This window comes from Leifsonia naganoensis (assembly GCF_013410615.1).
In the GTDB taxonomy this organism is placed as follows: Bacteria; Actinomycetota; Actinomycetes; order Actinomycetales; family Microbacteriaceae; genus Leifsonia; species Leifsonia aquatica.
The window spans coordinates 4,056,380-4,070,698 of the sequence record NZ_JACCHJ010000001.1 but is presented as its reverse complement, the minus strand read 5'-3'; the positions used below and the strand labels follow the sequence as shown (position 1 = coordinate 4,070,698).

The window sequence follows — 14,319 nt, the reverse complement described above, 5'->3', positions numbered from 1 at the left end:
GAGACCCATGCGACTGCACGTACCGATCAAGCTCCGCTGGAGCGACCTGGACGCGTACGGGCACGTCAACAACGCCGAGATGCTGCGCCTGCTCGAAGAGGCGCGCATCGAGGCGTTCTGGGTCACCGACGACGCCGAGGCGGCGGTCGGAGGATCGACCGCCGTCCTCGACGGGCGACCGGGCGCCGACACGCTCACGCTGATCGCGCGGCAGGAGATCGAGTACCTCGCGCCCATCCCGTACCTGCGGCCGCCGCTCGACGTGCAGCTCTGGCTCGGCCGGCTCGGGGGCGCCAGCCTCGAGGTCTGCTACGAGGTGTGGTCGCCCGAGGGCACCGAGCCGCGCACCCTGTTCACCCGCGCCGCGACCACGATCGTGCTCGTCGACGCCGGCACGCAGCGGCCGCGCCGGATCAATGAGACCGAGCGCGCCGCGTGGACGCCCTACCTCGACGAGCCGGTGCAGTTCACCAAGCGCGGCTGACCTACGGCGTCGAGGTGGTGCCCGGCGTCGGCACGGGAGTCGGCGCGAACGAGTTCTCCCAGACGGCGCGGGAGCCGGCCTCCCCGATCAGCACGACGTCGACGATCGTCCCCGCGGCCAGCACCGCGGCGATGACGGCGAGCACGACGATCACCACCGTCCGAACCGTCGTCGACGGCCGCCGCGCCCGGCCGGGCCGGTCGACGAAGAAGAACCACGCCCACTGGAGCGCCGTGAAGACGAAGAGCGCGATGACCCAGGGGTAGAGGCCCTTCCCGAGCGCCGCGTGCTGCTGGATGAGCGGGGTCGAGGGAACGCGCGCCTGCAGCCACTCGCCGGCATCCGTCACGATCGGCACCAGCACGACGTTCGCGAGGGCCAGCAGCGGCGTGACGATCCCGAGCCGTCGCCGTGCGGCCGGCCACAACGGCACCGCGAGCGCGCACAGAGCGGTCAGGGGCACCAGCACGATGACGAAGTGCACCAGGAGGACGTGCAGCGGAAGACCGTTGACCTCCATGATCGGCTAGCTCGTCACCGTGACCGTGTCGCCGCTCACGGTCGCCATCAGCTTCGGGAGGGGATCGCGCGCCGGTCCGTTCAGCACGTCCCCGGTCGCGGCGTCGAATCTCGAGCCGTGGCAGGGGCAGTCGAACTCCTTGCCCTGCGGGGCGACCGTGCAGCCCTGGTGGGTGCAGACCGCGCTGAACGCGACGACCTTCCCCGCCGTGGGCTGCGAGACGACGACCGGGGCCGAACCGATCGACGCGGAGACGGCCCCGCCGACCGGGATCGACGACAGTGCGACCGTGGTCGTCCCGCCGCCTCCTGAACCGCCCGAACCGGATCCACCCGACCCGGACCCGCCCGCGTCGGAGGGGCCGTCGGAAGTGCAGGCGGCGAGCAGCAGCGCGCCGGCCCCGGCGGCCGTCACGCCGCCGATGTGGACGAGGGTGCGGCGGGTGAGGGGTGTGGCGTCGTTCATGCGGAGTCCTCTCGGTCGGCGTAGCGTCTTCTTCACCATAGGCACGGATGCGCGCGCCTGACGGTTCATCCGATCTGCGGATCCGTTGAACTTTCTGCACGCGTGCACCGTGTCATCCTCGACGGGGACGGGAGGTGAGGCATGCCGGACGACGACGCGCGTCTGCTGCGGGAGCTGCACGAGCAGCACTCGCAGGCCGTGTGGCGCTACGTGGTGCACCTCACCGGCGACCGGGCGCTGGCCGACGACGTGGTGCAGGAGACCCTGCTCCGCGCGTGGCGCCGTCCCGCCGTGCTCGACCAGTCGCAGCACTCGGCGCGCGCGTGGCTCTTCACGGTCGCCCGCAACCTGGTGATCGACACCAAGCGCAGCGCGCACGACCAGCACGAGTTCGGCACGGACACGCTGCCCGAGGTGACGTCCGCCGCCAGCGAGTCCGACGCGGTGCTCGACGCCTGGCTGGTGTCGGACGCGCTGGCCGAGCTGTCCGACGAGCACCGCGCCGTGATCGTCCACGCGTACTACGGCGGCCGCTCGATCGCCGAGATCTCGCGCGAGTTGGACGTGCCGGAGGGCACGGTGAAGTCCCGCCTCCACTACGGGCTGCGGGCCCTGCGCCTCGCACTGCAGGAGAAGGGAGTGACGGAGCGATGACGACGCACGACGAGTTCGCCACCTGGGACGCGGCGTACGTCCTCGGCGCACTGTCGCCGGCGGACCGGCGGGCCTACGAGGAACACCTGGGGGAGTGCGATCGCTGCGCGGCCGCTGTCTTCGAACTGGCCGGCATGCCCGGGCTCCTCGGACTGCTGCCGCGCGAGGAAGGCCTCGCGGCGCTCACGGAGCCCTCGCCCGCTCCCGAGGCTGGCGGAGTGGGCGCCGAGGTGCTGCCCCTCCTGGTGAAGCGCGCGCGCCGCCACCGCGTGCGCACCCGCTGGCTCACCGCCGGGATCGCGGCAGCTGCCGCGGTGCTCCTCGTCGGGGTGCTCGCCTTCGTCCTGCCGTCCGTGCTCACGCCGACGACACAGGAGGCGAAGGCCATCACCATGGAGCAGGTGGAGCCCAGCGCGCTCACCGCCGACCTGCGGCTGACCGCCGAGCCCTGGGGCACACGCATCACCTCCCGCTGCAGCTACGCGCGGGTCGGCGACGACCAGGGCACGCACTCGTGGACCTACGCGATGGTCGTCACCGATCGGCAGGGGCACGAGACGCAGATCTCGACCTGGACCGCGGAGGAGGGGACGACCGTCGTGCCGACGGCGACGACGAGCGTCGCGGTGGCTGACATCGCCGCCATCGACATCCGGTCCGCGGGCGACGGCACCGTCCTCTTGCGCAGCAGCTTCGGCTGACGCGCGCCCAGCGGCGCTCCGGGCTCAGTCGCGCTGCTCGGCCGGCACGCGGACCATCGCCTCCTGGGCGACGCTCGCGACCAGACGGCCGTCACGGCTGTAGATGCGGCCCTGGGCCAGGCCGCGGCCGCCGCTCGCGCTGGGCGACTCCTGCGTGTACAGCAGCCACTCGTCGACGCGGGCCGGGCGGTGCCACCACATCGCGTGGTCGAGGCTCGCGGCCTTGAGTCCCGGGTCGGCCCAGGCGACGCCGTGGCGGCGCATGATCGACTCCATGATCGTGTAGTCGCTCGCGTAGGCGAGGGCCGCTCGGTGCAACGCCGGGTCGTCGGGGAGCTCACCGATGGCGCGGAACCAGACCGCCTGCTGCGCGACGTGCTCGCCTTCGACGCTCAGGTAGACGGGTGACGTGACGTGGCGCATGTCGAACGGGCGCTCGCTCGCCCAGTACTGCGCGACGGGATGCCGCACGTCCTCCAGGCTGGACGCCGACGACGGCAGCGACTCGGGTTCCGGCAGACCCTGCGGCATGGTGACCTGGTGCTCGAGCCCCTCGTCCTCATCCTGGAACGACGCGATCATCGACAGGATCGGGAGGCCGTTCTGGTAGGCCTGGGTGCGCCGGGTCGAGAACGACCGGCCGTCGTGGATGCGGTCGACCGAGAAGGTGATCGGCAGGTTCACGTCGCCCGGGCGCAGGAAGTAGCCGTGCATCGAGTGGATGGGGCGGTCGTCCCCGACCGTGCGGGTCGCTGCGACGATCGACTGCGCGAGCACCTGGCCGCCGAACACGCGGCCCAGCGGCATCCACTGGGAGGGCCCGGTGAAGATGTCCTCACTGGTGCGCGCACCGGTGTCGGTGAGATCGAGGGCGGTCAGAAGGGATGCCAATGGCTCGCTCACAGTGTCTCCGTCCGATGTCTCTAGTAGTTTAGAGGTCCGATGAACCAGTCGTTTTCCCTCGTTGACAGCCTCGCCGTCGCCGATCTCCAGACCTATCTGTCTCGAGCGGCCCGTGTCGAGGAGGGCTCCGTGCGCCTGATCGCAGGATCCGGCGTGCTGGCGGTGTACACCGCCATCCTCTATCCGAGGGGGCTGCTCGATCAGACCCCCACCGTGCTGGGCCTGCGGACGTTCGCGACGGATGACGAGGTGTCGTTCGACGCGGTGGTCCCGATCCGCTCGCTGCTCGATCGGCTCGCCCGGGTCCGGGAGGCTGCGGAGGCAGACGACGCACCCGCCGGACCGGTGGGCGTGCGACTGCCGCTCGAGGTGTCCACGGTCACCTGGGCGGGCATCTCGCCGCCCCGGGGCGGCTGGCGCCCGGTGGGCGAGACGACCTACGAGCTGATGGAGGCGACCGCGCGCGCCGGCATCGCCGAGATCGCGGACGCCCTGCCGGAAGGCACGGGCGAGCAGCTCGTCCAGCGCGTGCGGGCCGAGGTGTGGGGCCGTCCGATCGACGGCCTGGAGTACGTCCCGGCCGGAGCCGCGTTCGCTGCGGAGAGCCTGGGCTTCCTCGACCCGGAGGAGCCGGTGAGCGTGCTGGAGACCGGCACGTGGACGCGCCTGACGACCCAGCGCGGCCACACGCTCATCAAGCGCCAGGCCTGGTCGCTCCGGATGTAGCTCCGGCGCCTCGCGGGGGCGCGGCGTGGGCTCAGACCGCCCGCGCCGCCGCTCGTCCGGCCGTGCGCCCGGAGAACAGGCACCCGCCGAGGAAGGTGCCCTCCAGCGCCCGGTAGCCGTGCACGCCGCCGCCGCCGAAACCGCTCGCCTCGCCCGCCGCGTAGAGGCCGGGGATGGGCTCGCCGTCGGAGCCGAGGACGCGCGCGTCCAGATCAGTCTCGATGCCGCCGAGGCTCTTGCGCGTGAGGATGTGCAGCTTCACGGCGATGAGCGGGCCGGCCTTCGGGTCGAGCAGCTTGTGCGGGCTCGCCACCCGGATGAGCTTGTCGCCGCGGTAGGCGCGGGCGCCGCGGATGGCCGCGAGCTGGAGGTCCTTGCCGAAGTCGTTGTCCATCTCGCGGTCGCGTTCGCGCACGTGCCTGGTCACCAGCTCGGTGTCGAGCGGCACCTCGCTGAGGCGCTGCATCCCGGCGAGCAGCTCGTCGAGGGTGTCGGCGACGATGAAGTCGGCGCCCTTCTCCTTGAACGCCTCGACCGGTCCGGGCGCGCCGGGCGCGACGCGCTTGGCGAGCAGCCGCACGTCCTTGCCGGTCAGGTCGGGGTTCTGCTCGCTGCCGGAGAGCGCGAACTCCTTCTCGATGATCTTCTGGGTGAGGATGAACCAGCTGTAGTCCGAGCCGATCCGCCGCAGGTGCTCGAGCGTCCCCAGGGTGTCGAACCCGGGGAAGAGCGGGGCGGGCAGCCGCTCGCCGCGGGCGTCGAGCCAGAGCGACGACGGGCCGGGGAGGATGCGGATGCCGTGCCGCGCCCAGACCGGGTCCCAGTTCTGGATGCCCTCGGTGTAGTGCCACATCCGGTCGCCGTTGATCAGGTGGGCGCCCGCCTTCTCGGCGATCCCGAGCATCCGGCCGTCCACGTGCGCCGGCACACCGGAGAGCATGAAGTCGGGCGGGGTGCCGAGGCGCTCGGGCCACGCCGCGCGGACGAGGTCGTGGTTGCCGCCGATGCCGCCGCTGGTCACGATGACCGCGGGCGCGCGCAGCTCGAAGTCGCCGGTGACCTCCCGGTTGCTCGCGGCCCCGCGCGCAGCGGTGTCCGGGGCGAGGACGGCGCCGCGCACGCCGGTGACGCGCCCGTCCTCGACGATGAGCTCGTCGACGCGATGGCGGTGCAGGATGCGCGCGCGGCCGGCCGCGACGCCCGCCTGCACGCGCGCGACGAAGGGGGCGACGACGCCGGGGCCGGTGCCCCAGGTGATGTGGAACCGGGGGACGGAGTTGCCGTGGCCGCCCGCTGCCCCGCTGCCGCGCTCCGCCCAGCCGACGACCGGGAAGAAGCGCACGCCCTTCTCGTGCAGCCACGCGCGCTTCTCGCCGGCGGCGAACTGGAGGTAGGCCTCGGCCCAGCGGCGCGGCCAGTGGTCCTCCTCGCGGTCGAAGCCGGCGGAGCCGAACCAGTCCTGCCGGGCGAGGGCGAGCGAGTCGTGCACGCCCATCCGACGCTGTTCCGGCGAGTCGACGAGGAAGAGCCCGCCGAACGACCACCACGCCTGTCCGCCCAGGGAGGCGGCGGGCTCCTGCTCGACGATGGTCACGCGGCGCCCCGCGTCGAGCAGCTCGGAGGCGGCGACGAGACCGGCCAGGCCGGCCCCGACCACGAGGGCGTCGGGGGCGGCGTGCTTGTCGGATTCAGACGGCATGGCGTGTCTCCTTCGGCACGTCGGGCTCGAGGGCTACTCCTCGAATGTGTTGACCATAGCGAACGCAGCGCGCTCCAGGTAGCTCCAGAGCGTCTCCTCCTGCAGCGGAGGCAGCCCGAGCTCGTCGACGGCCGCGCGCATGTGGGTCAGCCAGCGATCGCGGGCGTCGGGGTTGACCCTGAAGGGCATGTGCCGCATCCGGAGACGGGGGTGCCCGCGCTCGGCGCTGTACGTGCCCGGTCCGCCCCAGTACTGCTCGAGGAAGAGGGTGAGCCGTTCTGCGGCGGGGCCGAGGTCCTCCTCCGGGTACATCGGCTTGAGGACCGGGTCGGCGGCGACCCCGCGGTAGAACGCGTCCACGAGCCGGCGGAAGGTGTCGTGGCCGCCGACCTGCTCGTAGAAGGACGGGCCGGAGGGCGGCCCGACGGGGATGGTGGTCATGTCACTCCGCGGGAGGCTCGGTCGGGGGCTTGGGGGAGGTGCGCGGCTTCGGCGTCGCAGGAGGTGTGTCGGACGAGGGCTTCGCCTTGTCCGTCGGCCCGGTCTTCGGGGCCGGCGTGGCCTTCTCCGCGGCGGGCTGCTTCGGCGTGCGCGGCAGCGTGGCCGCCGACGCGCCCGGCGTGATCCGGATCGCGTTGGGGTTGACGGCGGCACGCTTGGCCGCGGCACGCGCCTTGCGACCGGTGAGCGGCTTCTCCGGCACGGCCTGCACCGGGCGCGTGCGCGGCGGCTTGGCCCCGCTCACGCTGCCCGCGCTGTCGAACCCGCTGAGCACGACGGCGGAGAGCGAGGGCAGCTTCACGCCCATCTCGTCCAGCGCCTGCTTGAGCTGGATGCGCAGCTCGCGCGACACGTCGTCCTTCGCGGTCGTGCGCGTCTTCAGCACGATGCGGATGACCATGGCGTCGGCCGAGATCGACTCCAGCCCCCAGAGCTCGGGCTTCTCGAGGATGCGCGAGCGCCACTTCGGGTTGGTCGCCAGCGCCGTGGCGGTGGCGAGCATCTTCTCCTGCACGGCCTCGATGTCGGTGTCGTAGGGCACGGCGAGATCGATGATGACCCGCGACCAGCCCTGCGACATGTTGCCGACCCGGACGATCTCGCCGTTGCGGACGAACCACAGCGTGCCGTTGACATCCCGCACCTGGGTGACGCGGATGCCGACCGACTCGACCACACCCGTCGCCGAGCCGAGGTCGACGACGTCGCCGACGCCGAGCTGGTCCTCCATCACCATGAAGAGGCCGTTGAGCACGTCCTTGACGATGTTCTGCGCGCCGAAACCGAGGCCGGCGCCGATCGCGGCGGTCAGCAGGGCGAAGGAGCCCAGCACTTCCGACGCGAAGACATTGATGACGAGGATGATCGCGATGATGCCGATCGTCACGTTCACGATGTTGCTCAGGACGGAACCGAGCGTGCGTGTGCGCTGGACGACGCGGACGGCGGCGAGCGGGGAGGCCACGAGCGCCTGGGTGTCGGTGACGCTCTGCCCCTTCTTCACTCCGCTCACGATCTGCTTGACCACGCGGCGGATCACCACGCGCAGCAGCCAGCTGAGCAGGAAGGCGCCCACGATGATCAGGACGGCGGTCAAGACCTTCCACCCGGCGGCGATCGCCCACGTGCCGATCTCGGTCCAGAATGTGCTCTTCAGAATTCCCATACGTGTCCGAGCCTAGCGAGGGCCGCCTTGGTGCGGGCTGGATCCAGGAGTGGTGTCAGCGATCGATGAGCCCGTTGTCGTAGGCGAAGATGACCGCGTGCACCCGGTCGCGCAGGTGCAGCTTCGAGAGCACCCGGCCGACGTGGGTCTTGACCGTGGACTCGGTCAGGAAGAATTTCGCGCCGATCTCGCCGTTGGTCAGCCCGTCGGCCATCGCGAGCAGGATCTCGCGTTCGCGCGGCGTCAGCGCGGATGCGGCGTCGTCGTCGCCGGCGACAGTGGACGCGCCCTGCGGCAGGCGATCGGCGAACAGTTCGAGCATCGAGCGGGTCACGCGGCCGCTGACGGCGGCGTCGCCCGCGGCCACCGCCCGGATGGCCGCGATCAGGTCGTCCGGCCGGGCGTCCTTGAGCAGGAACCCGCTCGCGCCCGCACGGAGCCCGCCGAAGGCGTACTCGTCGAGGTCGAAGGTGGTGAGGATGATGATCCGGGCGTCGGGGTTGGCCGCGACGATGCGCCGGGTCGCCTCGATGCCGTCCATCGACGGCATGCGCACGTCCATCAGGATGACATCGGGCCGCGTCTCGACGGCGAGCCGCACGGCCTCCGTCCCGTCCGCCGCCTCGCCGACGACGTGGAGGTCGGGCTCGGCCTCGAGGACCATCCGGAACCCGAGCCGGACGAGCGACTGGTCGTCGACCAGCAGGATGCGCAGGGGGGTGGTGTCGGTCATGGCGTCTCCTCGGAGATGGTGGTGCCGGTCGCGTCCGTCGGCTCAGGGACGGCGGGCAGGGAAGGGGAAGGGGATGTCGCGGACGCGGAGGGCGGCCGCACCGCGTCGAACTCGGCGTGGAGGCGCCAGCCCACGGGACTCCGCGGCCCCGCGTCGAGCGTGCCGCCGTACAGGGCGACGCGCTCGCGCAGCCCGATCAGCCCGCGGCCGGAACCTCCGGCCGGCTGTTCGTGCACGGCCGCGTCGTCCTCGACGGTGATCGCGATGCGGTCGGGCCGGTACCGGATGACGACCTCGACGACGTTCGCCAGGCGCCCGTAGCGCAGGGCGTTGGTGAGCCCCTCCTGCACGACGCGGAAGACGGTGAGCTGCTGCCCGATGTCGGTCGGCGGCTCGCCGGTGATCGTGACGCGCACGGCCATGCCGGCCGCGCGGAACCGCTCGACCAGTTCGGTCAGCTCGCCGACGCCGGGCTGCGGTTGATGCTCGGCGGTCTCACCCTCGTCCGCGCGCAGCACGCCCAGCAGACGGCGCATGTCGCCGAGCGCGGAGCGGCCGGTCTCGGCGACCATCCGCATCGTGTCGGCGGAACGCTCGGGCGCCGACTCGGCGAGGCGCGCAGACCCTTCCGAGAGGGTGATCATGACGGTGAGGCTGTGCGAGACGATGTCGTGCATCTCCCGCGCGATCCGGCTGCGCTCGGCGGCGGCGGCGATGACGGCCTGCTGGTCGCGTTCACGCGCCAACTGCCGTGCGCGGTCGATGAGCGCAGCGAGATAACGACGACGGCCGCCGATGTTGTTGCCGATCAGCACCGCGACGAGAGAGAACGAGAGCACGGTGAAGGTGGAGGCCGTGAGGTCGGTGTGGTCGGAGCCGTAGAACCCGGCGCGCTCGAGGAGCGCCAGCACCCACTGGGACGCGGCGGTCGCGACGGCCGTGATGGCGAACCCGATCCATGCCGATCGGGTCGAACGATAGACCGCAAGGGCGTAGAGCGCGAAGAGCAAAGGGATGAAGTCGACGGTCTCGCCGATGACGGTGCTGCCCACCAGAACGACCGTGGCGACGGCGAACAGGATGCGCGGCCGGTAGCGGCGGAAGTAGAGCGAGGCACCGGCCAGGACGACGAGCACGATGGCCAGTGCGGCCCCGACGGACGGGGTCGTGATCTGCGTGACCACGGTCAACAGGATCGACGGGACGAAGTACACGGTGACGACGGCCGTGTCGAGCAGCAGCGGGTGCGCCGCCAGGAAACGCCGGATGACCCCGGGCGGCCTGGGGAGTTCCAGGCCGGCCGGGGCCGGTTCCGATGCGAGGGGAGGCTGGGTCATGCGTCCCGACGCTGCAGCAGGATCGCGCCGACGACGAACGAGACGGCGGTCCAGACGACGACCGTGAGCACGTTCTGCCACGGCTCGAAGGTGCCGTTCTCGAGTCCCGACATCCCTTGGCCGGCGTTGCCGATCAGGTAGTGGGTCGCGTCCCGGATCCACTCCGCCGTGGGGAGCAGCGACTGCACGATGCCGGCGATGATCGGCAGCAGGAAGAGCACGCCGAGGGCCGCGGCGATCCCGCCCGCGCTCGCCTTGACGATCGTTCCGAGGCCGAGCGCGAACACCGCGACCAGGCCGAGGTAGGCGGCCGAGCCGAGGATGGCCCAGACCGTGTGCTCCGAGATCAGGTCGCCCGTGTATCCCTTGCCCGTCATGAGCGGGACGGCGATCGCCCAGGAGGCGGCGAAGCTGACCAGCCCGACGACGAACGAGGTGAGGAAGAGCACGATGGCCTTCGCCGCCAGGACGGGGAACCGGCGGGGGACCGCGGCGAACGACGACCGGATCATGCCGGTCGAGAACTCGCCGCTGATCACCAGCACGCCGAGGACGGCGACGACCAGCTGCGCGAAGGTGAGACCGGCGGTGGCCGTGCTCGTCACGAGCTGCGAGAGCTGGTCCTTGGGCACCCGCTCGCCGAGGGTCGATGCCTCGGGGACGAAGGCGGCGAGCAGAGTCGCGAAGCCGACGACCAGGACGACGACGCTGGCGAGCGTCCAGAAGGTGGAGCGGAGCGTGCGCAGCTTGATCCATTCGGACCGGACGACGCGCGGGAAGGTGAGGCGGCCGAGCGCGGAGTGCTCGTGCGGGCGGGTGGGGGCTGTCGTGGTCACTTCTCGACCTCCGTGCGGTACTCGACCTCGTCGTGGGTGAGCTCGAGGTAGGCCTCCTCGAGCGAGGCGCTCAGCGGGGTGAGCTCGTGCAGCACGACGCCGCTGCGCGCAGCGGCTTCGCCGACCTGGGCGGCCGAGAGGCCGGAGACCTCGATGAGCTGGGACTCCACGCCCGTCACGGTGACGTCGGCGGAGGCGATCGCGCGGGCGAGCTCCTCGACCTGCGGGGTGCGGACGCGCACGGCGTTCCTGGTCGCCCCGGCGAGGATCTGGTCGACGGGCGCGTCGGCGAGGATGCGTCCGCGGCCGAGCACGATGATGTGGTCCGCGGTCTGCGCCATCTCGCTCATCAGGTGCGAGGAGAGGAACACGGTGCGCCCCTGCGAGGCGAGGTGCCGTGCGAACTGACGCACCCAGAGCACGCCTTCCGGGTCGAGGCCGTTGACCGGCTCGTCCAGGATGAGGGTGGCCGGGTCGCCGAGCATCGCTGCGGCGATGCCGAGTCGCTGGCCCATGCCGAGCGAGAAGCCGCCGACGCGCTTGCTGGCGACGGAGTCGAGCCCGGTGAGCCCGATCACCTCGTGCACGCGGCTCTTCGGGATGCCGTGGGTCGCCGCCATCGCCAGCAGGTGGCCGTAGGCGGTGCGGCCCGTATGCACGGCCTTCGCGTCGAGCAGGGCGCCCACCTCGGTGAGCGGCGAGCGCAGGTCGGCGTAGCGCTTGCCGTTGACGATCGCGCCGCCCGAGGTCGGACGGTCGAGACCCATGATCATGCGCATGGTCGTCGACTTGCCGGCGCCGTTCGGGCCGAGGAAGCCGGTGACCTTGCCGGGCTGGACGGTGGCGGTGATGCCGTCGACGGCCGTCTTGGGGCCGAACCTCTTGGTGAGGCGGTCGAGTTGAATCATGGTTCCAACGTAGAGGGAGGGGCCCCCGCCCGCCATCGGCCCGTGGTACCAGGCCGGGTCGGACGAGGGTCCCCTCCTCGACGTCGTTCGGTGGCGGCTACGCCTGCGCGTCGCGCTCCTGCGCGGCGAGCGCGCGCTCGACACCGGCGAGGTTCTCCACGACGAGGCGGCGCAGCGCGGCCGGCTCGGGGTTCGCGTCGAGCCAGGCGCGGGTCGCGTCGCGCAGGGCGGCGTTCGCCAGCGGCGCCGGGTACATGCCCGACACCAGGTACTCCGCGATCTTGTAGGAGCGGGAGGCCCAGATGTCCTGCAGCGCGGCGAAGTACGGCGCCACGAAGCCCTCGAGCACCGCGGTGTCGGCGGTCCGCTGGAAGCCGATCCCGGTGAAGCGCACGATCGTGTTCGGGAGGTCGTCCGAGCCGAACACCGAGTCCCACGCCGCCTGCTTGCCCGCGGCGGTGGGGATGCTCGCGCGGGCCTGGGCCGCGAACTGGCCGCCGTTGGCGGTGTTGTCCGCCTCCAGGGCCGCGTCGATCTCCGCCGTGCCGGCCGTGCCGCCCGCGACGAGGGCGATCAGCAGCTCCCAGGCGAGGTCGGTGTCGACCGTGAGGCCGTCGAGCGACTGCGAGCCGCCGCGCAGGGCGGCGATCTCGGCGAGGTGCTCGTCGGTGGAGGCGTAGGCCGCGAAGAACTTGACGAACTGGAACTGCGCGTCGCTGCCGGCCTCGGCCTGCTTCGCGAGCTCCCACAGGGCGGTCGCGACCGCCTGCATCGTCTCCTTCTGGCGCTCCGGCGCGACGTAGCTGCCGGCGGCGAGGCCGAGCTGGTTCAGCGTCGTGCGGAGCGTGGTCGACTCCGTCTCGGAGGCGATGTTGCCCAGCACGAGGCGCACGTAGTCGCTCGCGCTGCTCTCGGCGTCGCGCGTCGCATCCCACGCCGCACCCCAGACGAGGGAGCGGGCGAGCGGGCTCTCGATCTCGCCGAGGTGCTCGATCGCGACGGCGAGCGACGCGTCGTCGAGGCGGATCTTGGCGTACGCCAGGTCGTCGTCGTTGAGCAGCACGAGGGCCGGGCGGGCACGGCCGACCAGCTCGGCGACCTCGGTGCGCTCCCCGTCCACGTCGAGCTCGATGCGGTGGTCGCGCACGAGGGCGCCGTCGCGCAGCTCGTAGAAGCCGATCGCGAGGCGGTGCGGGCGGATGGTCGGGTAGTCGGCCGCGGCCGTCTGCAGCACCGCGAAGGACGTGATGACGCCGTCGGCGTCGACCTCGATCTCGGGGCGCAGCGTGTTCACGCCGGCCGTCTCGAGCCACTTGGCGGACCAGTCGGTGAGGTCGCGGCCGCTTGTGGCCTCCAGCTCGACCAGGAGGTCGCGCAGCTCGGTGTTGCCGTGCGCGTGCTTCTTGAAGTACTCCGAGACGCCGGCGAGGAAGTCGTCCTGGCCGACCCACGCCACCAGCTGCTTGAGCACCGAGGCGCCCTTGGCGTAGGTGATGCCGTCGAAGTTGACCTGCACGTCCTCGAGGTCGTTGATCGTCGCGACGATCGGGTGGGTCGAGGGGAGCTGGTCCTGCTTGTACGCCCAGCTCTTCTCCATGGCGGCGAAGGTCGTCCACGCCTCGTGCCACTCGGTGGCCTCGGCGGTGGCGAGCGTGGAGGCGTACTCGGCGAACGACTCGTTCAGCCAGAGGTCGTTCCACCACTTCATCGTGACGAGGTCGCCGAACCACATGTGGGCGAGCTCGTGCAGGATGGTGACGACCCGGCGCTCCTTGATGGCGTCGGTGACCTTGGAGCGGAAGACGTAGGTCTCCGTGAAGGTCACGGCTCCCGCGTTCTCCATCGCGCCGGCGTTGAACTCCGGCACGAACAGCTGGTCGTACTTCTCGAACGGGTACGGGACGTCGAAGCGCTCCTCGTAGAACGCGAAGCCCTCGCGGGTCTTCTCGAAGATGTAGTCCGCGTCGAGGAAGCCGGCCAGGCTCTTGCGCGCGTACACGCCGAGCGGGATGGTGCGGCCGTCGCTGCTCGTCAGCTCGCTGTGCACCGACTCGTACGGGCCGGCGATGAGCGCCGTGATGTAGGAGGAGATGACGGAGGTGGGCGCGAAGGTCCAGGTCTTCTTCCCGTCCCCGGCCGCGACGGGCTCGGGCGTCGGGGAGTTGCTCACCACGGCCCAGTGCTCGGGCGCGGTGACGGTGAAGGCGAACGTCGCCTTCAGGTCGGGCTGCTCGAAGACCGCGAACATGCGGCGCGAGTCGGGCACCTCGAACTGGCTGTAGAGGTACACCTCGCCGTCGACCGGGTCGACGAAGCGGTGCAGGCCCTCGCCCGAGTTCGTGTAGATCGCGTCGGCGTCCACCGTCAGCTCGTTCTCGGCCTGGAGGCCGTCGAGACGGATGCGCACGCCGTCGGCGACCTGCGCCGGGTCGAGCTCGACGCCGTTGAGCACGACCGAGTGGACCGTGCGGGTGATCGCGTCGATGAACGTCGACGCGCCCTCGGTCGCGGAGAAGCGCACGGTCGTCGTGCTGCGGAAGGTCTCCGGGCCGGTCGTCAGGTCGAGGACGACGTCATAGGCGTGGGTGCGGACGAGCGACGCGCGCTCCTGTGCTTCGATGCGGGTGAGGTTTTCTCCGGGCAACGGTGACTCCTTGAAGACGAGATTCGCGTGGATCGTGTCCACC

15 protein-coding genes are annotated in these 14,319 nt (G+C 71.4%); 4 read left to right on the top strand and 11 right to left on the bottom strand.

The window, feature by feature from the left end; all coding sequences use genetic code 11:
• Window positions 1-7: 7 nt before the first annotated feature.
• Entirely contained in the window at window positions 8-484 is a 477-nt protein-coding gene (locus HNR14_RS19550; RefSeq protein ID WP_021763798.1) for an acyl-CoA thioesterase, read from the top strand.
• Between the two features lies 1 nt (window position 485).
• Here HNR14_RS19550 and HNR14_RS19545 read toward each other — a convergent pair whose 3' ends face one another.
• Together HNR14_RS19545 and HNR14_RS19540 are read right to left on the bottom strand one after the other, a co-directional pair.
• Window positions 486-1,004 carry a DUF2231 domain-containing protein gene (locus HNR14_RS19545; protein ID WP_179702296.1) on the bottom strand — a complete coding sequence of 173 codons (519 nt, stop codon included), beginning with the start codon at window positions 1,002-1,004 and terminating at the stop codon, window positions 486-488.
• Window positions 1,005-1,010: 6 nt separating this feature from the next.
• Window positions 1,011-1,469: a QcrA and Rieske domain-containing protein gene (locus tag HNR14_RS19540; RefSeq protein ID WP_179702295.1), complete on the bottom strand. Its 459-nt coding sequence runs from the start codon at window positions 1,467-1,469 to the stop codon at window positions 1,011-1,013.
• A 141-nt stretch (window positions 1,470-1,610) separates the two neighbouring features.
• On the opposite strand from HNR14_RS19540, the gene HNR14_RS19535 reads away from it, so the two are divergent.
• Both HNR14_RS19535 and HNR14_RS19530 read left to right on the top strand, forming a co-directional pair.
• On the top strand, window positions 1,611-2,123 hold the full coding sequence (locus HNR14_RS19535; RefSeq protein ID WP_021763801.1) for a sigma-70 family RNA polymerase sigma factor: 513 nt from the start codon (window positions 1,611-1,613) through the stop codon (window positions 2,121-2,123).
• A complete protein-coding gene (locus tag HNR14_RS19530; RefSeq protein WP_179702294.1) occupies window positions 2,120-2,824 on the top strand; it encodes an anti-sigma factor family protein in 705 nt (234 codons plus the stop codon). Before HNR14_RS19535 ends, HNR14_RS19530 begins: the two co-directional genes overlap by 4 nt.
• Window positions 2,825-2,848: 24 nt before the next feature.
• Here the strand turns inward: HNR14_RS19530 and HNR14_RS19525 are convergent, their stop codons facing one another.
• Window positions 2,849-3,727 carry an acyl-CoA thioesterase domain-containing protein gene (locus HNR14_RS19525; protein ID WP_179702293.1) on the bottom strand — a complete coding sequence of 293 codons (879 nt, stop codon included), beginning with the start codon at window positions 3,725-3,727 and terminating at the stop codon, window positions 2,849-2,851.
• A gap of 39 nt (window positions 3,728-3,766) precedes the next feature.
• Here HNR14_RS19525 and HNR14_RS19520 point away from each other — a divergent pair, with 39 nt between their 5' ends.
• A complete protein-coding gene (locus tag HNR14_RS19520; RefSeq protein WP_179702292.1) occupies window positions 3,767-4,453 on the top strand; it encodes a DUF8185 domain-containing protein in 687 nt (228 codons plus the stop codon).
• Between the two features lie 31 nt (window positions 4,454-4,484).
• Here HNR14_RS19520 and HNR14_RS19515 read toward each other — a convergent pair whose 3' ends face one another.
• The 8 genes from HNR14_RS19515 to pepN all read right to left on the bottom strand — a co-directional run bounded on the left by HNR14_RS19515 (window position 4,485) and on the right by pepN (window position 14,276).
• Window positions 4,485-6,152 carry an FAD-binding dehydrogenase gene (locus tag HNR14_RS19515; RefSeq protein WP_179702291.1) on the bottom strand — a complete coding sequence of 556 codons (1,668 nt, stop codon included), beginning with the start codon at window positions 6,150-6,152 and terminating at the stop codon, window positions 4,485-4,487.
• A gap of 33 nt (window positions 6,153-6,185) precedes the next feature.
• Window positions 6,186-6,593: a globin gene (locus HNR14_RS19510; RefSeq protein ID WP_021764831.1), complete on the bottom strand. Its 408-nt coding sequence runs from the start codon at window positions 6,591-6,593 to the stop codon at window positions 6,186-6,188.
• A 1-nt stretch (window position 6,594) separates the two neighbouring features.
• On the bottom strand, window positions 6,595-7,818 hold the full coding sequence (locus HNR14_RS19505; RefSeq protein WP_179702290.1) for a mechanosensitive ion channel family protein: 1,224 nt from the start codon (window positions 7,816-7,818) through the stop codon (window positions 6,595-6,597).
• 55 nt (window positions 7,819-7,873) lie between these two features.
• Entirely contained in the window at window positions 7,874-8,551 is a 678-nt protein-coding gene (locus tag HNR14_RS19500; protein ID WP_179702289.1) for a response regulator, read from the bottom strand.
• Window positions 8,548-9,888, bottom strand: coding sequence for a sensor histidine kinase (locus HNR14_RS19495; RefSeq protein WP_179702288.1), 1,341 nt, complete (start codon window positions 9,886-9,888; stop codon window positions 8,548-8,550). The genes HNR14_RS19500 and HNR14_RS19495 overlap by 4 nt, the downstream gene beginning before the upstream one ends.
• On the bottom strand, window positions 9,885-10,724 hold the full coding sequence (locus HNR14_RS21060; RefSeq protein ID WP_179702287.1) for an ABC transporter permease: 840 nt from the start codon (window positions 10,722-10,724) through the stop codon (window positions 9,885-9,887). The genes HNR14_RS19495 and HNR14_RS21060 overlap by 4 nt, the downstream gene beginning before the upstream one ends.
• Window positions 10,721-11,632, bottom strand: coding sequence for an ATP-binding cassette domain-containing protein (locus HNR14_RS21055; protein WP_179702286.1), 912 nt, complete (start codon window positions 11,630-11,632; stop codon window positions 10,721-10,723). The genes HNR14_RS21060 and HNR14_RS21055 overlap by 4 nt, the downstream gene beginning before the upstream one ends.
• A gap of 97 nt (window positions 11,633-11,729) precedes the next feature.
• Window positions 11,730-14,276, bottom strand: a complete 2,547-nt coding sequence (gene pepN / locus HNR14_RS19480) for an aminopeptidase N (RefSeq protein WP_179702761.1) — start codon at window positions 14,274-14,276, stop codon at window positions 11,730-11,732.
• Window positions 14,277-14,319 lie beyond the last annotated feature (43 nt).